The organism is Paractinoplanes globisporus DSM 43857, assembly GCF_000379645.1.
GTDB classification, from domain to species: Bacteria; Actinomycetota; Actinomycetes; order Mycobacteriales; family Micromonosporaceae; genus Actinoplanes; species Actinoplanes globisporus.
The window spans coordinates 89,634-110,961 of sequence record NZ_KB903356.1 but is presented as its reverse complement, the minus strand read 5'-3'; the positions used below and the strand labels follow the sequence as shown (position 1 = coordinate 110,961).

23 protein-coding genes are annotated in these 21,328 nt (G+C 70.8%); 17 read left to right on the top strand and 6 right to left on the bottom strand.

Going from position 1 to position 21,328, the window contains the following annotated elements; translation table 11 throughout:
• From A3CQ_RS0146740 to A3CQ_RS0146725, 4 genes are read left to right on the top strand one after another with little or no spacing between them, the layout of a single operon-like run.
• The gene (locus A3CQ_RS0146740; RefSeq protein WP_020517882.1) at positions 1–1,023 is read left to right on the top strand and encodes a carbohydrate ABC transporter permease; all 1,023 of its coding nucleotides are present in this window, start codon (positions 1–3) and stop codon (positions 1,021–1,023) included.
• On the top strand, positions 1,020–1,856 hold the full coding sequence (locus A3CQ_RS0146735) for a carbohydrate ABC transporter permease (protein ID WP_020517881.1): 837 nt from the start codon (positions 1,020–1,022) through the stop codon (positions 1,854–1,856). The genes A3CQ_RS0146740 and A3CQ_RS0146735 overlap by 4 nt, the downstream gene beginning before the upstream one ends.
• Before the next feature lie 24 nt (positions 1,857–1,880).
• Positions 1,881–2,318, top strand: coding sequence for a hypothetical protein (locus A3CQ_RS0146730; RefSeq protein WP_020517880.1), 438 nt, complete (start codon positions 1,881–1,883; stop codon positions 2,316–2,318).
• Positions 2,315–3,208, top strand: coding sequence for a hypothetical protein (locus A3CQ_RS0146725; protein WP_051115560.1), 894 nt, complete (start codon positions 2,315–2,317; stop codon positions 3,206–3,208). Before A3CQ_RS0146730 ends, A3CQ_RS0146725 begins: the two co-directional genes overlap by 4 nt.
• A gap of 51 nt (positions 3,209–3,259) precedes the next feature.
• On the opposite strand, the gene A3CQ_RS0146720 is transcribed toward A3CQ_RS0146725, so the two are convergent.
• The 3 genes from A3CQ_RS0146720 to A3CQ_RS0146710 are packed head-to-tail and all read right to left on the bottom strand — an operon-like array spanning position 3,260 to position 4,737.
• Positions 3,260–3,664 (bottom strand): thiol-disulfide oxidoreductase DCC family protein, encoded by a 405-nt coding sequence (locus A3CQ_RS0146720; protein ID WP_020517878.1) that lies wholly within the window; start codon positions 3,662–3,664, stop codon positions 3,260–3,262.
• Positions 3,661–4,224 (bottom strand): GNAT family N-acetyltransferase, encoded by a 564-nt coding sequence (locus tag A3CQ_RS0146715; RefSeq protein WP_020517877.1) that lies wholly within the window; start codon positions 4,222–4,224, stop codon positions 3,661–3,663. The genes A3CQ_RS0146720 and A3CQ_RS0146715 overlap by 4 nt, the downstream gene beginning before the upstream one ends.
• A 9-nt stretch (positions 4,225–4,233) precedes the next feature.
• A complete protein-coding gene (locus A3CQ_RS0146710) occupies positions 4,234–4,737 on the bottom strand; it encodes a GNAT family N-acetyltransferase (protein ID WP_020517876.1) in 504 nt (167 codons plus the stop codon).
• A 40-nt stretch (positions 4,738–4,777) separates the two neighbouring features.
• Between A3CQ_RS0146710 and A3CQ_RS0146705 the strand changes: the two genes are divergently transcribed.
• The 6 genes from A3CQ_RS0146705 to A3CQ_RS64160 all read left to right on the top strand — a co-directional run bounded on the left by A3CQ_RS0146705 (position 4,778) and on the right by A3CQ_RS64160 (position 11,243).
• Positions 4,778–5,995, top strand: a complete 1,218-nt coding sequence (locus A3CQ_RS0146705) for a winged helix-turn-helix domain-containing protein (RefSeq protein ID WP_020517875.1) — start codon at positions 4,778–4,780, stop codon at positions 5,993–5,995.
• A gap of 5 nt (positions 5,996–6,000) precedes the next feature.
• The gene (locus tag A3CQ_RS0146700) at positions 6,001–6,513 is read left to right on the top strand and encodes a DUF2752 domain-containing protein (protein ID WP_051115551.1); all 513 of its coding nucleotides are present in this window, start codon (positions 6,001–6,003) and stop codon (positions 6,511–6,513) included.
• A 25-nt stretch (positions 6,514–6,538) separates the two neighbouring features.
• Positions 6,539–7,432: a 4-hydroxy-tetrahydrodipicolinate synthase gene (gene dapA, locus A3CQ_RS0146695; protein WP_020517873.1), complete on the top strand. Its 894-nt coding sequence runs from the start codon at positions 6,539–6,541 to the stop codon at positions 7,430–7,432.
• Between the two features lie 15 nt (positions 7,433–7,447).
• On the top strand, positions 7,448–9,136 hold the full coding sequence (locus tag A3CQ_RS0146690) for a ribonuclease J (protein WP_020517872.1): 1,689 nt from the start codon (positions 7,448–7,450) through the stop codon (positions 9,134–9,136).
• A gap of 87 nt (positions 9,137–9,223) precedes the next feature.
• Entirely contained in the window at positions 9,224–10,768 is a 1,545-nt protein-coding gene (locus tag A3CQ_RS0146685) for a S1 family peptidase (RefSeq protein WP_026206969.1), read from the top strand.
• Positions 10,665–11,243, top strand: coding sequence for a DUF2784 domain-containing protein (locus tag A3CQ_RS64160; RefSeq protein ID WP_369076498.1), 579 nt, complete (start codon positions 10,665–10,667; stop codon positions 11,241–11,243). Before A3CQ_RS0146685 ends, A3CQ_RS64160 begins: the two co-directional genes overlap by 104 nt.
• Here the strand turns inward: A3CQ_RS64160 and A3CQ_RS56475 are convergent.
• The gene (locus A3CQ_RS56475) at positions 11,140–11,541 is read right to left on the bottom strand and encodes a type III secretion system chaperone family protein (protein WP_020517869.1); all 402 of its coding nucleotides are present in this window, start codon (positions 11,539–11,541) and stop codon (positions 11,140–11,142) included. The genes A3CQ_RS64160 and A3CQ_RS56475 overlap by 104 nt on opposite strands.
• Positions 11,542–11,699: 158 nt before the next feature.
• Here A3CQ_RS56475 and A3CQ_RS0146675 point away from each other — a divergent pair, with 158 nt between their 5' ends.
• Positions 11,700–14,207, top strand: coding sequence for a DNA translocase FtsK (locus tag A3CQ_RS0146675; RefSeq protein WP_026206968.1), 2,508 nt, complete (start codon positions 11,700–11,702; stop codon positions 14,205–14,207).
• Here the strand turns inward: A3CQ_RS0146675 and A3CQ_RS56470 are convergent.
• Positions 14,155–15,399 carry a putative hexosyltransferase gene (locus tag A3CQ_RS56470; protein ID WP_051115549.1) on the bottom strand — a complete coding sequence of 415 codons (1,245 nt, stop codon included), beginning with the start codon at positions 15,397–15,399 and terminating at the stop codon, positions 14,155–14,157. The two genes, A3CQ_RS0146675 and A3CQ_RS56470, sit on opposite strands and share 53 nt — an antisense overlap.
• A 102-nt stretch (positions 15,400–15,501) precedes the next feature.
• On the opposite strand from A3CQ_RS56470, the gene rimO reads away from it, so the two are divergent.
• The 6 genes from rimO (at position 15,502) to pspM (ending at position 20,574) form a co-directional block, all read left to right on the top strand.
• Complete coding sequence (gene rimO, locus A3CQ_RS0146665; RefSeq protein WP_020517867.1) at positions 15,502–16,974, top strand: 30S ribosomal protein S12 methylthiotransferase RimO; 1,473 nt, start codon at positions 15,502–15,504, stop codon at positions 16,972–16,974.
• Positions 16,971–17,555 (top strand): CDP-diacylglycerol--glycerol-3-phosphate 3-phosphatidyltransferase, encoded by a 585-nt coding sequence (pgsA, locus tag A3CQ_RS0146660; RefSeq protein ID WP_020517866.1) that lies wholly within the window; start codon positions 16,971–16,973, stop codon positions 17,553–17,555. Before rimO ends, pgsA begins: the two co-directional genes overlap by 4 nt.
• Positions 17,556–17,594: 39 nt before the next feature.
• A complete protein-coding gene (locus A3CQ_RS0146655) occupies positions 17,595–18,080 on the top strand; it encodes a CinA family protein (protein WP_040434221.1) in 486 nt (161 codons plus the stop codon).
• Between the two features lie 156 nt (positions 18,081–18,236).
• Positions 18,237–18,629: a helix-turn-helix domain-containing protein gene (locus A3CQ_RS0146650; RefSeq protein WP_020517864.1), complete on the top strand. Its 393-nt coding sequence runs from the start codon at positions 18,237–18,239 to the stop codon at positions 18,627–18,629.
• Between the two features lie 260 nt (positions 18,630–18,889).
• Positions 18,890–19,747 (top strand): PspA/IM30 family protein, encoded by an 858-nt coding sequence (locus A3CQ_RS0146645; RefSeq protein ID WP_020517863.1) that lies wholly within the window; start codon positions 18,890–18,892, stop codon positions 19,745–19,747.
• A gap of 38 nt (positions 19,748–19,785) precedes the next feature.
• Complete coding sequence (gene pspM, locus A3CQ_RS0146640; RefSeq protein ID WP_026206967.1) at positions 19,786–20,574, top strand: phage shock envelope stress response protein PspM; 789 nt, start codon at positions 19,786–19,788, stop codon at positions 20,572–20,574.
• On the opposite strand, the gene A3CQ_RS0146635 is transcribed toward pspM, so the two are convergent.
• Positions 20,525–21,325 carry a DNA-formamidopyrimidine glycosylase family protein gene (locus A3CQ_RS0146635; RefSeq protein WP_020517861.1) on the bottom strand — a complete coding sequence of 267 codons (801 nt, stop codon included), beginning with the start codon at positions 21,323–21,325 and terminating at the stop codon, positions 20,525–20,527. The two genes, pspM and A3CQ_RS0146635, sit on opposite strands and share 50 nt — an antisense overlap.
• Positions 21,326–21,328: the final 3 nt, after the last annotated feature.

Genomic DNA, 21,328 nt, shown 5'->3' with positions numbered 1-21,328 from the left:
GTGGCGACTGGCATTCGCGGGAACGAGCGCGGCGCGGGGTGGCTGTTCATCGCCCCCGCCGCGATCGTCCTCGGCCTCTTCATGGCGCTGCCCATCCTCATGGCGCTCTGGGTGAGCCTCACCTCGTGGAACGGGCAGGGCAGCCCGTTCACGTCCGATGTGCCGTTCGCCGGGCTCGACAACTACACGAAGCTGTTCGCCGAGGACGGCCTGGCCCGCCAGGACTTCATGACCAGCGTCCGGAACAACGGCTACTACGTGCTGTTCGTGGTGCCGATCCAGACCGTGCTCGCGCTGGGGCTCGCCCTCGTGGTCAACAACCGCATGCTCAAGAACAAGGGCTTCTTCCGTACGGCGTTCTACTTCCCGTCGGTGACCAGCTCGGTCGCGATCAGCGTCGTCTTCCTGTTCATGTTCGCGAACACCGGCGCGATCAACGCGGTTCTCGGCGTCTTCGGCATCGACGGGCCGCAGTGGTTCGCCGACCCGCGCGGGGTGCTGCACCTGCTGCTGGGCTGGACCGGGCTGGTCGACGTCAACGCGCCGCCGGCCGCGCTCGCCGACCACGGCGTCCTCGGCCTGACCTGGTGGGACTGGATCTCCGGGCCGAGCGTGGCGATGTGCGCGATCATCACGCTCGTGGTGTGGACGACCTCCGGGACGTTCATGTTGATGTTCCTGGCCGCGCTGCAGAACCTGCCGGTCCAGCTGGACGAGGCCGGGCTGATCGACGGGGCGAACCGCTGGCAGCGGTTCCGGCACATCACGCTCCCGCAGCTGCGGCCCACGCTGTTCCTGGTGCTCACGCTGGGGCTGATCGCCACCTGGCAGGTCTTCGACCAGATCTACGTGATGAGCCAGGGCAATCCGGCCAAGACCACGCTGACCCCCGCGTTCCTCTCCTACCGGACGGCGTTCCGGGACTTCGACTACGGCTCGGGCGCGGCGATCTCGTTCGTGCTCTTCGTCTTGATCGTGGTGCTCACGCTGTTCCAGCGGTGGGTCATGCGGGAGCGTCGATGACCACTCGTGCGCTGGCCTCGCGTTTCGCGGGATACGCGATCCTGATCTTCTTCTCCCTCGTCTTCCTGTACCCGTTCGTGATCCAGATCTCGAACTCGTTCAAGACCGAGGCGGACGCGTCGGCGAACCCGCTGTCGCCGGTGCCGCACCCGTTCACGACCGACGCGTTCGACCGCATCTTCGGCAGCACCGCGTTCCCCACCTGGCTCGGCAACTCGGTGCTGGTCACGATCATCGTCACGCTCGGCCGTGTGCTGTTCGGCTCGATGGCCGGGTACGCCCTGGCCCGGCTGCGCTTCCCCGGCCGGCCGGTGCTGTTCGCGCTGGTCCTCGGCATGATGGCGGTGCCGCCGGTGGTGCTGCTGATCCCGAAGTTCCTGGTGCTCAACCAGCTGGGGATGTACAACAGCTATCCCGCGCTGATCGTCCCGCTGCTCGCCGACGCCACCGGGATCTTCATCATGAAGCAGTTCTTCGAGTCGGTGCCGGTCAGCGTCGAGGAGGCGGCCCGCATCGACGGCGCCGGGGTGTTCCGGATGTTCTGGTCGGTGGTCCTGCCGACGGCCAAGCCGGCCCTGATCACGCTGACGATCCTGTCCTTCCAGGGCTCGTGGAACGAGTTCCCGCACACGCTGGTCTCGGTGCAGGACCCGGGGCTGTTCACGCTGCCGCGAGGGCTGGCCGACCTGGTCAGCGGCTCGCTCGGGGCGGGCACGCAGTACCCGCTCAAGCTCGGCGCGGCCCTGCTCGCCACCATCCCGGTGGCGATCATCTTCGTCACGTTCCAGCGCTACTTCGTGCGCGATGCCAACGAGGGCGCCGAACGCGGATGATTGCGGGTTGTAGGTTGGCTCGCGATGAAAGACCTTTCTGCTCGCGGCCGGTGGATCCGGGTCGCGGCCACCGTGATCTGCGGGGTGCTGCTGCTGGGCGGCACGCTCTACGGCGGCGATGACGACTTCCCGTTCGGGCCGTTCCGGATGTACGCGACCGGGCCCGACCCGAACGGGGACGCCAAGGACACCCGGGTCGAGGGCACCGACGTCGACGGCCGGACGGTGCAGCTCACCGAGGGCAACAGCGGCATCCGCCGGGCCGAGATCGAGGGGCAGGAGGGCGCGTACGTGTCGACGCCGTCCCGCCTCGCCGAGGTCGCCGACGCCTACGCGTCGCACACGCCGGGAGCGCCGCCGCTGCGGTCGGTGCGGATCGTGGTGCGCTGGCACGGCATCGAGCACGCCCGGCCCACGGGCACCTACCACGACCAGGTCATCGCCCAGTGGACGCGGCCATGAGGTGGCTGTTCTCGCCGGTGCCGCTGGGCCGGATCGCGGCGTTCCGCACGCTCGTCTACCTGTTCGTCGTCGCCGACCTCGTGGTGTTCACGCCGTGGGTGCGGGCACACGCGAGCACGCCGGGGGAGCTCTACCAGCCGCTGCTGGCCGGCCGCCTGCTGCACCTGCCGACGCCGACCCCGCTGATCGTGCACTCGATCTTCTGGGCGCTGATCGTGCTCGGGCTCGCCGCGGCCACCGGGCGGGCGCCGCGGCTGCTGGGCTGGGCGGTGTTCGCGCTCTACTTCGAGTGGATGATCATCGCGATGAGCTACGGGAAGGTTGACCACGACCGGTTCGGCTTCCTGGTGGCGCTGGCGGTGCTGCCGACCGTCGGGCGGGCGCGGCACGGTGACCGGACGCTGTCGGCGGCCGGTGGATGGGCGCTGCGGGTCACCCAGATCGCGGTCATCTGCACGTACTTCCTGGCGGCGTGGGCGAAGCTGCGTTTCGGCGGGCTCGACTGGCCGACCAGCGCCGTGCTGGCCCAGGCGATCATCCGCCGGGGCACGTGGCTGGCCGACCACATCGCCGTCGTGCCCGGCCTGCTGATCGTGGCCCAGTTCGGCATCGTGGCGTTCGAGCTGCTGAGCCCGCTGATCTTCGTCGTGCCGCAGCGGTGGCGGTGGGCGGTGGTCGCGTACTTCTACTCGTTCCACCTGATGACGTTCGCGACCATCACGATCTCCTTCGCCCCGCACCTGGTGGCGATGACCAGCTTCCTGGCGCTGGAGAAGGTGCGCCCGATCGTGTGGGCGCGGCGCCGGCTGGGGCGCGACGTCACCGCGGAGGCGGTGCCGGAAGGCACCGCAGCCATGCAGCACAGCCCGGAAGCCGCGCGAGGAGCGTGAGTGGGCACCCAGCGACGCCTGTGACGCCGGGACTTTTCGTGACCTCGTACGTTATGAGCTTTTTCCGAAGAGTGCGTCGCGCTGAGCTTGAGGTAGCGAACAAGCCGCGGTGCCGCCAGGAAGAAGGTGGCGGTGGTCGGCGACCCAGCGGTAGGCCGGCCATGCGGCGAGCCGGACCGGGCCGAACTCGATGAAACCACCGGCGACCTGCCAGAAACGGCCGGCGTCGCGGAGCAGCAGCGCGATCGCGTCCGGGCCCGAGCCCCGCGCGGAATCGGAGACCCACTGGACGGCTTCCTCGCACTCCTCCGTCGTGAGGCCCAGCTCGTCGAGGTCGGCGAACTGCCAGGGGACGATGCGGGCCCGCGTCGGGATGCGGCGCTCGATGAACTCGGCGCAGGTGGTGCAGAAGGAGCAGTCGCCGTCATAGACGAAGGTGGGTGTCACGCTGGTCATTCTGCGCTCAGGTCGACGTGCAGCCGCAGCTGGGGGACGAGCATGTCGTCGACGTCGAGCGCGCGGCCGGCGCCGTCGGGGGACCAGCCGGCCGAGGTCAGGAATTTCTGGGTCGCGAGGTCCTGCTCGTAGGCCCAGGCCACGGCGTGCGTGAAGTCGTCCTCGCGCCACAGGTCGACGGTCGCGGAGAGCAGGCGGCTGCCGTGACCGCGGCGGCCCCAGCGCGGCTCGACCAGCAGGTCGGTGAACGCGGCCCAGCCGTCCGGCAGCGGCGGCTCCTCGGGGGCCTGGGCCTGCTCGTCGGCGGGACCGGCGGCGGCGAAACCGACCACCTCGGTCGACGACTCGCCCTGCTCGACCGCGATCAGGATGCGGTGCCGCGGCGACGGGGTCTGCTCGATCGCCTCGAGCCAGGTGCGGGCCAGGAACGCCTCGTCGAGGCTCGCGAGGACGTGTGCCGGGAACATCCGCCGGTACGCCGTGCGCCACGTGGAGAGCTGGATGCGGGCGATCTCCGGAGCATCCTCGGGACGCGCGGGACGGACGAAACCGAGTGCCATGACGCGAGCCTACAGAGCGGTGGCGTAGCGCAATTCGGGCAGCTCCACCTCGGTGCCGCGCGGGGTCCAGGTCTGGGCGGCGCCGTCGGGGGTCAGGCCCAGATGCTCGTAGAAACTGCGGGCCTCGGCGTTCCCGGTGAGCACCCAGAGGCGCATCTCGGGGAAGTTCGATGCGGCCAGCCCGTCCCGCGCGGCCGTGAGGAGGAGTCTTCCGGCGCCGCCTCCCCAGTGGCCGGGGTCCACGTAGATCGCGTAGAGCTCGCCGGCGCTGGGGTCGTCGCGGTCGGGTCCATAAGTGACAAATCCAATTATATTGGTGTCTTTTACGGCGACCAGCGTCTGCGAGCCGGGGGTCCTCGGCCTGGTGCGCCAGTCGCGGGCCCGGACGGCGGGGTCGAGGCGGCTCAGGAAATCGTCGGGGACGATTCCGGCATAGGCCGCCTGCCAGGTGCGGACGTGGACGGCGGCCACGGCGTCGATGTCGGCGTCGGTGAGCGGGCGGATCAGGGTCACGCCGGAATTTTGTCGTACCCCTGCTCTAACGTGCAGATCGATGGCACCCGAATCGCTCTCCGTCGCCCAGGCCCGCCGCGTCACGCTGGCCGCCCAGGGCTTCACCGACCGCCGCCCGGGTGGCGCGACCGACCTGCGCCACGTGCGCCGTGTGCTGCGCCGGCTGCACCTGATCCAGATGGACTCGGTAAATGTGCTGCAGCGCGCCCACTTCATGCCGCTCTACAGCCGCCTCGGCCCCTACCCGGTCGACCTGCTCGAGCGGGCCGCCTATCGCAAGCCCCGGGAACTGTTCGAGTTCTGGGGTCACGAGGCCTCGCTGATCACGACCGAGTTGCAGCCGCTGTTCCGCTGGCGCATGGCCCGCGCGGCCGACTTCGCCTGGGGCAGCGTGCGGCGCATCGTCACCGAGCAGCCCGAGCTGGTCGCCTGGGTGCTCGACGAGGTGCGCGGCCGCGGCCCGATCACCGCCGCCGAGATCGAGCACGACGCCCCCCGCCGCAAGGACAACTGGGGGTGGAACTGGTCGGTGGTGAAACAGGCGCTCGAGTGGCTGTTCTACTCCGGCCAGGTGACCGCGGCCGACCGCACGACCTCCTTCGCCCGGCGATATGACCTTCCCTCGCGCGTGCTGCCCGCCGCCGTGCTCGACGCGCCGACCCCCGCCTACCCCGACGCGATCCGGGCGCTGGTCGAGCTGTCCGCCCGGGCGCTGGGGGTGGCCGCCGAGCCGGAGATCCGCGACTACTTCCGCCTGCCGGTCGAGGGCTTCAAGCAGGCGGTCAACGAGCTGATCGACGACAAGGTGCTCATACCGGTGACGGTCGGCGGCTGGAAAAACACCGCCTACCTGCATCACGAGGCCAAGATCCCGCGGTGGGTGCGGGCCGCGACCCTGGTCAGCCCCTTCGATCCGTTGATCTGGGAGCGCGGCCGGACCGAGCGATTGTTCGATTTGTCGTATCGCATCGAGATATATGTGCCGGCGCCGCAGCGGCTCTACGGCTACTACGTGCTCCCGTTTCTGCTGGGCGACCGCTTCGCGGCCCGGGTCGATCTGAAGGCCGACCGCAAGACCGGCGTGCTGCAGATCCCGGCCGCCTGGCTCGAGCCCGCCGCCGACCAGGAGGAGACCGCCGTCGCGCTCGCGCTGGAGCTGCACCGGCTGGCCGGCTGGCTCGACCTCGACACGATCGCCGCCCCGGTCAAGGGCGACTTCGCGGGCCCGCTGGCCGCTGCGCTCGCGGGTGTACCGTGACGGCCATGACCCTGGCTGATGAGCCCGTGCAGGGTCCGGCCCTGCCCCCGGGGTGGTATGCGCCGTCCCGCCCCGACGTGGTCACCCGGTTCGTCGAGCGGGTCTGGACGAAATCGCCGGTCTGGGCCGCCCCGGCCGCGATGCTCGTCTGCATGTCCGGCGCCGTGGGCTACACGCTGGCCACCCACCCGGCCGACGCCGGCGCCGGCGACGCACCGACCTGCCTGCTGAAATACACGACCGGGTTCGTCTGCCCGGGCTGCGGCGGCACCCGCGCCGCGTGGTACCTGTTGCACGGCGACGTCCCGGCCGCCGCCCGGCACCACGCGATCTTCACGTTCGCGGTGCCTTTCCTGCTTTACATGTACGTCGCCTGGGCCGGAAAGCGCCTGTTCAACTGGAAGCTGCCGCAGCTCACCATCGGTCCGCGCACGATGATCGCATTCGTGGCGGTCTGGGGCGTCTGGAGCGTGCTGCGTAACCTGCCCTGGGCCCCGTTCACCGCTTTCTACGTCTGACCCGACCGTCCGATAGGTTGTCGGTATGACGCACGACCCGCGACCCTTCGGACGGCTGTTGACCGCCATGGTCACCCCGTTCGCCCCGGACGGCTCCCTCGACGTCGAGGGCGCGGCGAAACTGGCCTCCTACCTTGTCGACGAGCAGCGCAACGACGCGCTCGTCATCAGCGGGACCACCGGCGAGTCCCCCACCACGACCGACGCGGAAAAGGAGACGCTGCTGCGCGCGGTCATCGAGGCGGTCGGCGACCGCGCCCGGGTGGTGGCCGGCGTCGGCACCAACAACACGGCACACACGGTCCAGCTGGCCCACGCCGCGCAGAAAGCGGGCGCACACGGCCTGCTCGTCGTGACGCCGTACTACAACAAGCCCCCGCAGGCCGGCGTCGCCAAGCACTTCCTGACCGTGGCCGACTCCGTCGACGTGCCGATCATGGTCTACGACATCCCGCACCGGGCCGGCACGGCGATCGCCACCGAGACCATGTGCCGGCTGGCCGAGCACGACCGGATCGTCGCGGTGAAGGACGCCAAGGGCGATTTCACCGCCTCCTCCTGGGTGTTGAGCCGAACCGACCTCGCGTACTACTCGGGCGATGACGCGGCCACCCTGCCGCTGCTGTCGATCGGCGGGGTCGGCCTGGTCGGCACCTCCACCCATCTCACCGGCGCCATCGCCAAGGACATGATCGAGGCATACGAGCGCGGCGATGTCGCCACCGCCCTGGCCCTGCACCGGCGGCTGCTGCCGCTGTTCACGGGCATCTTCCGGTCGCCGGGCACCATGCTGGTGAAAGCCGGGCTGCACGCCCTCGGCCTGCCGGCGGGGCCGGTCCGGTCGCCGCTGGTGGATGCGGGCGACGAAGAACTGAACCAGTTGCGCGAGGACGCGGCCAAGGCCGGAATCGTCCTCTGATAAAGAAAGACGCGAATGAGTCAAGCTCACGCGGAGCTGGATCCGCCGCCGCCGCTGCCGGAGGGCGCCCTGCGCGTCACCCCGCTCGGCGGCCTCGGGGCCATCGGCCGCAACATGACCGTGCTGGAATTCGACGGCAAACTGCTGATCATCGACTGCGGGGTGCTCTTCCCCGACGTCGAGCAGCCCGGCGTCGACCTGATCCTGCCCGACTTCAACCCGATCCTCGACCGCCTCGACGACGTCCAGGCGATCGTGCTCACCCACGGCCACGAGGACCACATCGGCGCCGTGCCCTACCTGCTGGCCCACAAGGCGGACATTCCGCTGGTCGGCTCCGAATTCACGCTCGCGCTGGTCGAGGCCAAGCTGGCCGAGCGGCGCCTGGACCCGTACACGCTGACCGTGCGCGAGGGTCAGACCGAGCGGCTCGGCCCGTTCGAGTGCGAGTTCTTCGCGGTCAACCACTCCATCCCCGACGCGCTGGCGGTCGCCGTGCGCACACCGGCCGGTCTCGTGCTGCACACCGGCGACTTCAAGATGGACCAGGTGCCGCTCGACGGCCGCATCACCGACCTGGCCGGCTTCGCCCGGCTCGGCGCCGAGGGCGTCGACCTGCTGCTGTCCGACTCGACAAACGCCGAGGTGCCCGGCTTCGTGGCGCCCGAGCGGGACATCGGCCCGGTGCTCAGCGCGATCTTCAGCAAGGCCCGCGGCCGCATCATCGTGGCCAGCTTCGCCTCGCACGTGCATCGCGTCCAGCAGGTCATGGACGCCGCCTGGGAGTACGACCGCAAGGTCGCCCTGATCGGCCGCTCGATGGTGCGCAACATGGGCATCGCCCGCGACCTCGGCCTGCTGCACATCCCGGAGGGCCTGCTGGTCAGCCTGGACGAGGCGACGAACCTGCCGGGCGACGAGATCGTCTTCATGTCGACCGGCTCGCAGGGTGAGCCGATGAGCGCGCTGGGCCGCATGTCCACCGGCGACCACCGGCACATCTCGATCGCCTCCGGCGACACGGTCGTGCTGGCCAGTTCGCTGGTGCCGGGCAACGAGACCTCGGTCTACCGGGTGATCAACCAGCTGTCCCGGGCCGGCGCCACCGTCATCCACAAGGAGACGGCGAAGGTCCATGTCTCCGGCCACGCCCCGGCCGGCGAGCTGCTGTTCCTGCTCAACGTGGTGCGCCCGAGCAACCTCATGCCGGTGCACGGCGAGTGGCGGCACCTGCGCGCGCACGCCCAGCTGGGCATCGAGTCGGGGGTGGCGGCCGACCGGGTGGTCCTCTGCGAGGACGGCGACGTCGTCGACCTGGTCGAGGGGCACGCCCGGCACGTCGGCCGGGTGGAGAACCGCTACGTGTACGTGGACGGCCTCGCGGTCGGCGACGTCAGCGAGTCGCTGCTCACCGAGCGGCGGATCCTCGGCGACGGCGGCTTCATCTCGGCCACCGTCGTGATCGACTCGGTGACCGGCAAGGTGGTCGGCGAGCCGAGCGTCTCGGCCAAGGGCTTCTCCGAGGACCCCGAGGCATTCAGCCCGGTCATCCCGTTGCTCACCGCCGCGCTGCACCGCTCGGCCGAGGACGGCATCACCGACACCCATCAATTGCAGCAGGTGGTACGCCGTACGGTGGGCCGCTGGGTCAACGACGCCTATCGACGGCGGCCGATGATTGTGCCAACGGTCGTCGAAGTCTGAGGTCTTTTTAAACCTTTCGCGCAGCGACTGCGTACCTCTGGTCACGGTGCCGCCCCCACGGCACCCGTGGCGAGGGGAGTTCCTCAGATGCAGCGCAGACGGATCGCCGTGGCGGCGGCGGTCGTGGCGGCGGTCGGAGCGGCGGTGGCCTTCACGCTGCCGTCGATGGCCGGCACCACGTCGTCGGCAAGCAAGCCTGCCTCCAAGAAGTCCGGTGTGGCACCGCAGATCCTGGCGGCCATGCAGCGGGACCTCGGGCTGGACGGCGATCAGGCGACGGCCCGCCTTCAACGAGCCCGCTGGGCGAGCAGGGTCTCGTCCACGCTCGCGGCCAAGACCGGCTCGGACTTCGGCGGGGCCTGGCTCGCGACCGACGGCACCACGCTGAAGATCGCCGTGACCGACCCGGGCGCGGCCGCCGCCGTACGCGCGGCCGGCGCGGTGCCCGTGCTGGTCAAGCGCAGCGAGCAGACGCTCGACGCGGCGAAGGAGAAGCTCGACGCGGTGCGTGCCGACGCGGCCGGGGTGACCGGCTGGTACGTCGACGTGCAGACCAACAAGGTCGTCGTGGTGGCCAAGCCGGGCCGGACCACGGCCGCGAAGACGCTGGCCAAGGAGGCCGGGGTCGCCGGTGACGCGGTCGCCGTGCTGACCAGTTCGGCCACGCCGAAGCCACTGGCCGCCATCGATCTGCACGGGGCGGACCCGTACTTCATCTCGCTGGCCGACGGCACCGCGCGGTGCTCGATCGGCTTCGCGGTGCAGGGCGGCTTCGTGACCGCCGGGCACTGCGGCAGCCCCGGCGACCCGACGCTCGACCAGCAGCAGCAGCCGATGGGCGCGGTCAAGGCGTCGATCTTCCCCGGCGACAACGACGAGGGCTTCGTGCAGGTGACCAACGGCGACACGCTGCAGCCGTTCGTCAACGACTTCGACGGCAACCTGCTGCCGGTGGCCGGCAGCACCGAGGCGCCGGTCGGCGCCGCGATCTGCCGATCGGGCTCGACCACGGGCACGCACTGCGGCACGATCCTGGCCAAGAACCAGACCGTCGTGTACCCGGAGGGCGCGGTCACCGGCCTGACCCGGACCAACGTGTGCGCCGAGGGCGGCGACTCCGGCGGGCCGTGGCTCTCCGGCGACCAGGCCCAGGGCGTCACGTCGGGCGGCTCGGGCGACTGCACGGTCGGCGGCGAGACGTTCTTCCAGCCGGTCAACGAGATCCTCGCGATCAACAACCTGACCCTGCTCACGACCGGGGGCGGCGGCGCCACCACGCCGCCGTCGGAGGCGGCCACGACGCCGCCGGCCGAGTCCACGAACGCCTGCGCCGACCTTCCGGTGCAGCGTCAGGGCTCGCTGTCGCGGGCCGGGCAGGCGCAGGCCACGCCGGGCAACGGCGCCTTCCGGGCCAACGCCGGGCGGCAGGTCGCCTGCCTCGACGCCCCCGACGGCGCCGACTTCGACCTGTTCCTGCAGCGGCTCACCGGCAACGGGTTCCGCACCGTGGCCAAGGCCACCGGGGACGGTGACAAGACCCTCAGCGCGAACCTGCGCTCGGGCGTCTACCGGTACGTCGTCCTGGCCGACTCGGGCAGCGGCGCGTACACGCTGGGGTTCGCGACCCCGTAACGGCCGAAGCGGGGCGCCGCTCCACCTGCCGAGGGTGGCGCCCCGCTTTACCGTGAGAGACGTGTTCTTCGAAGCCGTCGCGTACGTCGCCGTGGGCCTACACTTCGCGTTCCTGGCCCTGGGACTGCTCGGCGGCTTCGCCGCGTGGCGGTGGCCGCGGCTGATCTGGTTCCAGGTCGCCGCGGCCACCTGGCTCGCGCTCGTCGTCGTGGCGAGCCTGCCGTGCCCGCTGACCTGGGTGGAGGACCAGGCCCGCGCCCGCGCCGGGCTGCCGCCGCATCACGGCGGTTTTCTCGACACGTGGGTGGCCGGGGTTTTCTATCCCCGGGGGCACGAGCGGGCCGCTCAGCTGGTGGCCGTGCTCGTGGTGCTCAGCTCGTGGGCCGGTCTTGCCGTAGCTCGGCGACGGCGTCGGCCAGCTGGCAGCCCGTCGCGATCCCGCAGACCATCACCTGATCCAGCTGCTCGAGGGTGACGCCCTTCTCCCAGTCGGCCAGCACCTCGCCGATCACGTTCACCACGCCGTCGTCCTGGACGTGCACGTACGCCTTCGGCCAGAGCCGGTCGTGGTTCCACGCGTTGCAGAACTCGTAGAGCCGCAGCACGTCCTCCATCCCGAACACGTGCTGCACCATGGCGCGCACCTGGAGCATCTCGCCCTGCTCGCCGATCTGGAAGAAATAGACCAGGTTGCCCTGGAAGTTCCCGAGGACGTCGCCGTCCTCGTCCACCATGTAGGTGTACTCGCGCGCCTCGAGAACCTGCTTGATCATTTCGTGGGTCAAAGCCTGCACCGGTCGAGATTAGCGCCCGTATTGATGTGGGGGCCGGAGCTGGGCCACGCCGCAGCCCGTCTCCCACATCAATACGGGCGCTGGGCCCGCGGTGCGCCTTCGCGTTCCGCGAGTGCATCGACGCTACGGTGTAGTTCATGGCGGGCCGAACTCCTCCGGCGAGCCGGGGCCGCGCCACGTCGACGCGTGGCGCCGCGACGACGCGTGCCCGAAAAGCGGCCCCCCGCAAGACCACCGCCGCGCGCCGCCGTCCGTCCGCGAGCCGTGCCCGCCCGTCCGTGGGCGCCGCCGTCGCCGGTGGCCTCGGCCGCGGCGTGGGCGCGCTGTGGATGGGCGTGGCGCACAGCGTCGGCTGGGTGGCCCGCGGCGTCGGCCGGCAAGCGGCCACGGCCAAGGAGATCGACCCCGAGCACCGCCGCGACGGCGCCGGCCTGCTCCTGCTGGGCCTCTCGATCCTGATCGGCGTCGCGGTCTGGGCGGGCAGCGCCGGCCCGGTCGGCAAGTGGCTGGCCGACACGGTCCGGCTGTTCTTCGGCGGGCTCGCGGTGCTGCTGCCGCTGCTGCTGCTCTACGGCGCGATCCGGCTGATGCGCCGGCCGGCCGACCCCGAGCACCAGGGTCGCGGCGTGGTCGGCTGGACGGCGATCATCCTGTCCGTCGCGGCGCTGCTGCACATCGCCCAGCACCCGGCCGACGACGTGGCCATGGACAAGGCCGGCGGCCTGCTCGGCTACGGCATCGGCGGGCTGCTGGAGAGCGCGGTGACCGCCTGGGTGGCGGTGCCGCTGCTGGTGCTGCTGTTCATCTTCGGCCTGCTGGTGATCACCGCCACCCCGATCAACAAGATCCCGGAGCGGGTGCTGCTGCTGGTCGACGTGCTGCTGGGCCGCGACACCGCGCGTGCCCCGCTGCCGGAACCGGACATCGACCTCGACCTTCTCGACGGCGAGGAAGGCGGCGAGGAGCACGAGGAACCGGTCAAGACCCGTCGCCCGGCCCGGCGCCGGCAGGGGTCACTGGCCGACATCGGTCTGGCCCCGCCCGAGGACGACGATCAGATTCTTCACGACGTCGTCCCCGTCCCGAAAATCCCGGCAAGCCGGAAAAAGGCGGCGCCGCCCGAGCATTCGCCGCTGCCGACCCGCGCCGAGCAGCTGGAGATCACCGCGCTCGAGGGCGACTACCACCTGCCGCCGCCGTCACTGCTGGCGACCGGCGCGCCGGCCAAGGCCCGCAGCCGCGCCAACGACGAGGTGATGGCCGCGCTCGCCACGGTCTTCGACCAGTTCAACGTCGACGCCGTGGTCACCGGCTTCACCCGCGGCCCGACGGTCACCCGCTACGAGGTCGAGGTCGGCCCCGGCGTCAAGGTCGAGCGGATCACCCAGCTCTCCCGCAACATCGCGTACGCCGTGAAGTCGGCCGACGTGCGCATCCTCAGCCCGATCCCGGGCAAGAGCGCGGTCGGCGTCGAGATCCCGAACACCGACCCCGAGATGGTCTCGCTCGGCGACGTGCTGCGCTCGCGGGCCGCCACCAGCGACCACCACCCGATGCTGGTCGCGCTGGGCAAGGACATCGAGGGCGGCTTCGTGGTGGCCAACCTCGCCAAGATGCCGCACATCCTGATCGCGGGGGCCACCGGCGCCGGCAAGAGCTCCTGCCTCAACTCGCTGCTGGTGTCGCTGCTGACCCGGGCCACCCCGGACGAGGTGCGGCTGCTGCTGGTCGACCCGAAACGGGTGGAGATGACGGCGTACGAGGGGATCCCGCACCTCGTCACGCCGATCGTCACGAACCCGAAGAAGGCCGCCGACGCGCTGGAGTGGGTCGTCGGCGAGATGGACATGCGCTACGACGACCTCGCGGCCAACGGCGTACGCCACATCGACGACTTCAACCGCAAGGTGCGCAGCGGCGAGATCACCGCGCCGCCCGGCAGCGAGCGCGAGATCAAGCCGTACCCGTACCTGCTGGTGATCGTCGACGAGCTCGCCGACCTCATGATGGTCGCGCCGCGCGACGTGGAGGACTCGGTCGTCCGGATCACCCAGCTGGCCCGGGCGGCCGGCATCCACCTCGTGCTGGCCACCCAGCGCCCGTCGGTCGACGTCGTCACCGGCCTGATCAAGGCGAACGTCCCGTCCCGCCTGGCCTTCGCGACCTCCTCGCTGGCCGACAGCCGGGTCATCCTCGACCAGCCGGGCGCCGAGAAACTGCTCGGCCGCGGCGACGGCCTCTTCCTGCCGATGGGCGCCTCCAAGCCGGTCCGCATCCAGGGCGCGTGGGTCGAGGAGAAGGAGATCGCGGCGGTCGTCAAGTTCTGCAAGGACCAGCGCGAGCCGGAGTTCCGCGAGGGCGTCGTCGACGCGCCGCCGAGCAAGAAGAAGCAGATCGACGAGGAGGTCGGCGACGACCTCGAGCTGCTGCTGCAGGCGATCGAGCTGGTGGTGACCAGTCAGTTCGGCTCGACGTCGATGCTGCAGCGCAAGCTGCGGGTGGGCTTCGCCAAGGCGGGCCGGCTGATGGACCTGATGGAGCAGCGGGAGATCGTCGGGCCGTCCGAGGGCAGCAAGGCGCGCGACGTGCTGGTCAAGCCCGACGGGCTGGAAGAGGCCCTGGCCGATCTGCGGCTGGACGACTGATCTCGGCCTCGAGCTCGGCCGGCGTGTCCGGGATCTCGAGGCTTTCCCTTTCAAAAGCATCCTTGAGTACGTGGTGAAGCAGCATCACCAGCGACGCGAGCATGAGCGTCGCCGGGATGGTCAGCGGAAGCATCGCCGGGGTGCGGCCGCCGAACAGGTAGGGCTCGTAGCAGAGCAGTGACGCCGCCTGGACCAGCAGCGGGACCGGCCAGAGCCTCGGCTTGTGGATCGCGAGGATGACCGTCGTCACGTCGGCCAGGAAGAAGTAGCGCTCGTGCATGCCCGGCAGGACGAACGGCACCAGGATCGCGAACAGCGCCGCGTAGGTGATCAGCCGGTCCCGGGTGATCCGGACGTTCCGGACGATCAGGATGTAGCAGATGCCCAGGACGAGGACGGCCGTGAAGACGTACCCGAGCGTGCGGACGGTGTCGGTGCTCGGCCCGGCCGGGACGAAGGCGTAGAGGCTCGGCGCGCGCAGGGTCAGCGCCTTGATCTGGTGGGCCTGCCGGTCCATGTCGTAGACGGTGAGCAGGTCGGCCGGGCTGCGGCCGGCCAGCAGCGCCGGCAGGTCGAGCACCACGAAGACGGCCGGGACGGCGAGCAACGTCCGCCAGGGCAGCCGGCCGCCGAGCGCGAGCAGCAGCAGGAGCGGGAAGATGAAGATGCCCTGCGGCTTGATCGCGAGTGACACGGCACACATCGTCACCGCCACCCACGGGCGGTCGCGCATCAGGAAGTAGACCCCGCCGAGGGCGAAGCTCGCCCACATCGCGTCCATCTGGCCCCACCACGACGCATTGATCACGACGGTCGGCAGCAGCACCATCGCCAGCGCGGCGGCCGCCGGGATCCGGCGCCCGGAGAACTTCAATCCCACGATCTTGTACGTGAAGAAGGCGAGCAGCACGTCGAACACGACGAAGATCGCCTTGATCTTGAGGATCAGCGGTCCGGGCAGGTAGATGACGATGGCCAACAGGTAGAGGAACGGCGCGTTGTAGTTCCCGATCGGCTTGCCGATGGCCCGCCAGCCACCCTCGGCCTGCATCTGGTGCGTCCACTGGAAGAAGATCGACATGTCGGTCGTCCGGGTCCACCAGCCGGCCCCGCGGGCGACGACGGCCAGCACGACGAGCGCGGCGACCAACAGCCACTCGGCGTGCGGGGGTGGTTTCCTGAGGTTCGACATCCTGCTGAGTATTACGGGCGAGAGCCAGCCCCCGATCAAACACCGGGCTATCCGTCCGTGCGGGGGAACGGCCGCGCCCGGCCGCCCGGTAACCTTGGCCAAGTGTCGGTAACCCCTTCCGCAAGTCCTTCCGCCCGGCGGGTCGCCCTGCTCACCCTGGGCTGTGCCCGTAACGAGGTCGACTCCGAGGAGCTCGCGGCCCGGCTCGACGCCGGCGGCTGGGAGGTCAGCACCGATGCGTCCGGCGCCGACGTGGTTCTCGTCAACACGTGTGGCTTCGTGGAAAAGGCCAAGCAGGACTCGATCGAGACCCTGCTGGCCGCGGCCGACACCGGCGCCAAGGTGGTCGCGGCCGGCTGCATGGCCGAGCGGTACGGCAAGGAGCTGGCCGAGAGCCTCCCCGAGGCGCAGGCCGTGCTCGGTTTCGACGACTACGCCGACATCGCCGCCCGCCTCGACGGGGTCCTGGCCGGTGAGCGGTTCGACGCGCACACCCCGCGCGACCGCCGCGAGCTGCTGCCGATCACGCCGGTGCAGCGCCAGGCGGCCAAGGTCGTCATCCCCGGTCACGCGACGGTCGACGAGCACACCCCGGCCCACCTGCGTACCGTGCTGCGCCGCCGGCTCGACTCCGGCCCGGTGGCCTCGCTCAAACTGGCCAGCGGGTGCGACCGGCGCTGCTCGTTCTGCGCGATCCCGGCGTTCCGCGGCGCGTTCGTGTCCCGCGACCCGCAGGAACTGCTGGCCGAGGCCGATTGGCTGGCGAAAACCGGCGTGCGCGAGCTGGTGCTGGTCAGCGAGAACAGCACGTCGTACGGCAAGGACCTCGGCGACCCGCGCCTGCTGGAGAAACTGCTGCCCCAGCTCGCCGCCGTCGACGGCATCGTGCGGGTGCGGGCGAGTTACCTGCAGCCCGCCGAGACCCGGCCCGGCCTGGTCGAGGTGATCGCCACGACACCGGGCGTGGCGGCCTACTACGACCTCTCCTTCCAGCACTCCAGCGAGCCCGTGCTGCGCCGGATGCGCCGCTTCGGGTCCACCGAGCGCTTCCTCGAGCTGCTCGACTCGGCCCGCGCGTTGTCCCCGGCCGCCGGCGCGCGCAGCAACTTCATCGTCGGCTTCCCCGGCGAGACCCGGCACGACGTCGACGAGCTGGTCCGCTTCCTCACCGACGCCCGGCTCGACGCGATCGGCGTCTTCGACTACAGCGACGAGGACGGCACCGAGGCGGCCGGCCTGCCCGGCAAGGTGCGGGAAGACACCATCAAGCGGCGGTACGACCGCCTGGTGTCGCTGGCCGACGAGTTATGCACGCAGCGCGCCGAGGAGCGGCGGGGATCGCTGGTCGAGGTGCTGGTCGACTCGGTCGCCGACGGCGAGGTCGAGGGCCGCGCCGAGCACCAGGCGCCCGAGGTCGACGGCTCCACCACGCTGGTCGCCGGGGAGCCCGGGGTCGATCTGGCGGCTCTGCGGCCGGGCGACCTCGTCCGGGCGCGGGTGACCGCGACCGAAGGCGTCGACCTCATCGCGGTGCCGGTCGAGATGATCGACGCGGCACCGGTGCAACGCTCGTGACCGACGAGCCGGCGCCGGCGGTGGCGCCACGGGTCGTGTCGCCGTACAACCCGGCGAACGTCCTCACCGTGGTGCGGATCGTGCTGGTGCCGGTCTTCGTGGCCATCGTGATCGCCTCCGGGCTGACCGGCACCGGCGCGCGCATCGCCGCCTGCCTCGTGTTCTGCCTGGCCTCGGCCACCGACTTCGTGGACGGCTGGATCGCCCGCAAGTGGTCGCTGGTCACCTCGTTCGGCAAGGTGGCCGACCCGATCGCCGACAAGGCGCTCACCGGCACGGCGCTGATCCTGCTCTCCGCGTACGACCGGCTGCCGTGGTGGGTGACGATCGTCATCCTGGCCCGCGAGTGGGGTGTGACGGCGCTGCGCTTCTGGGTCATCCGGTACGGCATCATCCCGGCGAGCCGGGGCGGCAAGCTCAAGACCGTCCTGCAGATCGCCGCGATCGCCTGGTACCTGTGGCCGGTGCCGTCCCCGTTCGACGTGGTCGGGCCGTGGCTGATGGGCGCGGCCCTGGTCGTGACGGTGGTCACCGGCGCCGACTATCTGCTCCAGGCCCTGCGGTTGCGCCGCGATAACTGAGCCGCGTCTGCCTAAGATCGTGGCGTGGATCTCACCGAGATGCGCCTCACCGCCGCCGACGCCGTCCACCGGCTGGTGGAACGCCATGAGACCTTCGCCACTGCCGAGTCGCTGACCGGTGGGCTGGTCGCGGCCACCGTCGTCGAGATCCCCGGGGTGAGTGCGGTCTTCCGCGGCGGCCTCGTCGTCTACGCCACCGACCTCAAGGCCAAGCTGGCCGGTGTCCCGATGGTGCTGCTGGACGAGCGCGGACCGGTGGATCCGCAGGTCGCGGTGGCTCTCGCGGCCGGCTGCCGGGAGCGCTGCGGCGCCGACTGGGGCCTGGCCACCACCGGCGTGGCGGGCCCCGACCCGCAGGACGGCAAGCCCGTCGGCCTCGTCTACGTGGCCGTGGCCGGCGCCGCCGGGTCGGCCGTGCGCGAGCTGAAACTGGACGGAAACCGCGAATCCATCCGCACCGAAAGTGTGACGAGCGTTCTCAGACTGCTCTCAGACACCTTGCGAGAGGCGTCAGAACTGGCCTGACCAGGGGAATGTTGCAGTGATCTCGATTGTTGGACCGAGGTCCCGCCGCCGGTGAGACCGGATTTCGGCGGGGCGGGATGTCGGCGTCGCCGGCAACGGGTACGGTTGCGGGAAGCCTCCGGCGCGTGCCGGCGGCCCGCCGCAGGAGGAGGTGCCATGGTCCTGCTACGCCGGGTGATCGGCGACGCACTTCGGGCGCGCCGGCAGGGACAGCACCGCACGCTGCGCGAGGTGTCCACCGCCGCGAATGTCAGCCTGGGGTATCTGTCCGAGATCGAGCGCGGCCAGAAGGAAGCGTCGAGCGAGCTTCTCGCCGCGATCTGTGATGCGCTGGGCGCGCGCCTGTCCGAGGTACTGGGTGAGGTCAGCAGCACGCTGTCGTTCGCCGAGGAGATGGAGGGCGTGCTCGTTCCGGTCGAGAGCGGTTCCGCCACTCAGGCGCCTGCTCGCGACAAGGAAATCTCCGTCTCCGTGCGCCAGGATTCGCCGCTCAAGGCGACCCTGCGCACCGCGCGGAAACCGAAGCGCGAAGTGGTGTACGCCGCATAGGTCGTTCGCAGTTCCACCAGGGCCGGGTCGCCGTCGGGCTGTCCGGCCCTGTCGCATGCTTATGTCTGCTACGGGATCGACCCTGACCCTTTGCCCGGCGTAGCCTCGATGCCGTGGGGGAGACCCTGAGATCCCCCCGAGGTCACGTGACGCCGGTGGCGCCGAGCTGACACGATGGTGTGCACGCGCCATCGCGGACGACTCTTCGTTTCTGCGTCGGTGGCGCCGAAGACTGAGCGACATTGAGGGGATACCGCGAGATGGCGAACCCGTTCGTCAAGGGCTGGCGTTACATGATGGCGCTCTTCGGTGCGAAGATCGACGAGTACGCCGACCCGAAGGTGCAGATCCAGCAGGCCATCGAGGACGCGCAGCGGCAGCACCAGGCGCTCGTGCAGCAGGCCGCGGCCGTCATCGGCAACCAGCGGCAGCTGGAGATGAAACTCTCCCGCCAGATGTCCGAGGTTGAGAAACTGCAGGGCATGGCCCGCCAGGCCCTGGTCCTCGCCGACAAGGCCCGTGCCGACGGCAACGAGTCCGAGGCGCAGAAATACGAGTCGACCGCGCAGACGCTCGCCACCCAGCTGGTCTCGGGCGAGCAGTCGATGGAAGACCTGAAGACCCTTCACGACCAGGCGCTCTCCGCGGCCGGCCAGGCTCGCAAGGCGGTGGAGAACAACGCGATGGTGCTCCAGCAGCGCATCGCCGAGCGCTCCCGGCTGCTCAGCCAGCTCGAGCAGGCCAAGATGCAGGAGACGGTGGCCAAGTCGCTCGAGTCGATGTCGTCGCTCGCCGCGCCGGGCAACACGCCCTCGCTCGACGAGGTCCGCGACAAGATCGAGCAGCGGTATGCGAACGCCATGGGTCGGGCCGAGCTCGCGTCGAACTCGGTCGAGGGCCGCATGCTCGAGGTGCAGAAATCCAGCCTCGACATGGCCGGCAGTTCCCGGCTCGAGCAGATCCGCGCCAGCATGGCCGGGGAGAAGCTCGGCGCCGCGCCGTCCCAGCCCGCGGTCGAGCCGGCCCCGCCGGCGTCCGACCCGGCGAGCGTCGCCCGGCTCGACGAGATCCGCGCCAGCCTCAACCAGAAGCGTGGCGACACCAGCGCGGCCGGCTGAGCCCGGCAACCGGATGTAAGCGACGGGGAGGGCCTGCGGTGGACGAGCGGACCAGGTATTTCCGGCGGCTCAGTCGCCTGCGCAACTCGGCCAGGCGATGGAGCGTGCTGGGTGGCGGCCTGGTCGCGGCCACCGCGGTCCTCACCCCGTACTCGGGCATCGGCATCGCCGACGCCATCTGGGCCGGCGCCGCCGGCTCCTCGGTCGCCCTCGCCTGGTGGCGGTGGAGCGACCATCGCGCGCTGGCCGCCGTCCCGGCCCCGCCCGCGCCCGACCCGGCCCTGGCCGGCCAGCGGCTGACCGCCGCGATCGAGCGGTTCCCGGCCGGCCGCACGGTGCTGAACGAGGTGCGCCGCCAGAAGAACCGGTACGCCCTACGCGGCTCGGCGATCACCCAGGCATGGGACCGGCTCGACCGCGCCTCGGCGACACTGGCCGCCCTGTCCGGCCGGCTGACCGGTCCGGGCGAGGCGGCCGTTCTCGAGGCGGCGGTGGCCGAGCAGTGGCTGCGCGACCTCGGGCAGCGGGTGGCGAGCGTCGAGCGGGCCCTCCCGCTGAGCCCGCCCGGCGAGCGGCGGTCCGCCCTCGAGCAGTCGCACGCGAGCCTGGCCGAGCAGTTCACCGAGGGCGTCACGGCGTACGAGCGGCTGGTCGCCGCGGCCGCGAGCTATGTCGCGGAAGACGGGCACCCGATGGCCGACAGCAAGCACCCGGCCCTGTCCAGCCTCGTCGACGCCACCGACCGGCTGCGCGGCCTGGCCGAGGGGCTGGCCGAGCTCAAGCGCCCGCCGGCTTTTCCGGCTGGCAGCGCGGGCACCAGTAGGTGACGCGCTCGGCCTGCTCGGCCATGCGGACCGCGGTGCCGCAGCGTCGGCAGGGCTGGGCCCTCCGGCCGTACACATAGGTGGTTTCGCCGCGTCGCAGCGAGCCGGTGGTGGACTGCGTCCAACGGCCCTTGTTCGAGGCGACCAGCTTCTGGGCCAGCGTCGCGACGGCGACCAGGTCGGGCACCTCGGCGACCGGGGTCCACGGCCACAGTCCCCGCAGGAACATCGTCTCGGCCTTGTAGAGGTTGCCGACGCCGGCGAGATTGCGCTGGTCGAGCAGGGCCTCGGCGATCGTCACAGCGGGCCGGGCCGCCAACCGGCGCGCTGCCTCGGCCGGGTCCCAGTCGTCGCCGAGCAGGTCGGGCCCGAGATGGCCGACCAGCGACTCCTCCTCGGCCGTGAGCACCAGCGTGACGTCGTGCAGGTGATAGCCGACCGCGACCGAGCGCGCGGTGCGGAGCACGACCCGGATCAGGTGGGCCGGCTTTCCGCCCCAGCGTTCCCCGGGTGCGAAGGACCGCCAGGCGCCGTCCATCCGCAGGTGCGAGTGCAGGGTGAGTGGCTTCTCGCCGTCCCGGGTGAGGCGCAGCAGCAGGTGCTTGCCGCGGCTGGCCGACTCGGCGACGGTCCATCCGGTGAGGTCGGCCGTGGCCAGCCTCGGCACCCGGAAGTCGCTGCCGGTCAGGACGTCGCCGACCAGCGCGCGCTCGAGCACCCGGGCCGTGTTCCAGACGGTGTCACCCTCGGGCATGTC

Coding starts and splice junctions, on each gene's coding strand:
- A3CQ_RS0146735 (WP_020517881.1), top strand. CDS start 1,020: ATGACCACTCGTGCGCTGGCCTCGCGTTTCGCGGGATACGCGATCCTG.
- A3CQ_RS0146730 (WP_020517880.1), top strand. CDS start 1,881: ATGAAAGACCTTTCTGCTCGCGGCCGGTGGATCCGGGTCGCGGCCACC.
- A3CQ_RS0146725 (WP_051115560.1), top strand. CDS start 2,315: ATGAGGTGGCTGTTCTCGCCGGTGCCGCTGGGCCGGATCGCGGCGTTC.
- A3CQ_RS0146720 (WP_020517878.1), bottom strand. CDS start 3,664: ATGACCAGCGTGACACCCACCTTCGTCTATGACGGCGACTGCTCCTTC.
- A3CQ_RS0146715 (WP_020517877.1), bottom strand. CDS start 4,224: ATGGCACTCGGTTTCGTCCGTCCCGCGCGTCCCGAGGATGCTCCGGAG.
- A3CQ_RS0146705 (WP_020517875.1), top strand. CDS start 4,778: ATGGCACCCGAATCGCTCTCCGTCGCCCAGGCCCGCCGCGTCACGCTG.
- A3CQ_RS0146700 (WP_051115551.1), top strand. CDS start 6,001: ATGACCCTGGCTGATGAGCCCGTGCAGGGTCCGGCCCTGCCCCCGGGG.
- dapA (WP_020517873.1), top strand. CDS start 6,539: ATGACGCACGACCCGCGACCCTTCGGACGGCTGTTGACCGCCATGGTC.
- A3CQ_RS0146690 (WP_020517872.1), top strand. CDS start 7,448: ATGAGTCAAGCTCACGCGGAGCTGGATCCGCCGCCGCCGCTGCCGGAG.
- A3CQ_RS0146685 (WP_026206969.1), top strand. CDS start 9,224: ATGCAGCGCAGACGGATCGCCGTGGCGGCGGCGGTCGTGGCGGCGGTC.
- A3CQ_RS56475 (WP_020517869.1), bottom strand. CDS start 11,541: ATGATCAAGCAGGTTCTCGAGGCGCGCGAGTACACCTACATGGTGGAC.
- A3CQ_RS0146675 (WP_026206968.1), top strand. CDS start 11,700: ATGGCGGGCCGAACTCCTCCGGCGAGCCGGGGCCGCGCCACGTCGACG.
- A3CQ_RS56470 (WP_051115549.1), bottom strand. CDS start 15,399: ATGTCGAACCTCAGGAAACCACCCCCGCACGCCGAGTGGCTGTTGGTC.
- A3CQ_RS0146655 (WP_040434221.1), top strand. CDS start 17,595: ATGCGCCTCACCGCCGCCGACGCCGTCCACCGGCTGGTGGAACGCCAT.
- A3CQ_RS0146650 (WP_020517864.1), top strand. CDS start 18,237: ATGGTCCTGCTACGCCGGGTGATCGGCGACGCACTTCGGGCGCGCCGG.
- A3CQ_RS0146645 (WP_020517863.1), top strand. CDS start 18,890: ATGGCGAACCCGTTCGTCAAGGGCTGGCGTTACATGATGGCGCTCTTC.
- A3CQ_RS0146635 (WP_020517861.1), bottom strand. CDS start 21,325: ATGCCCGAGGGTGACACCGTCTGGAACACGGCCCGGGTGCTCGAGCGC.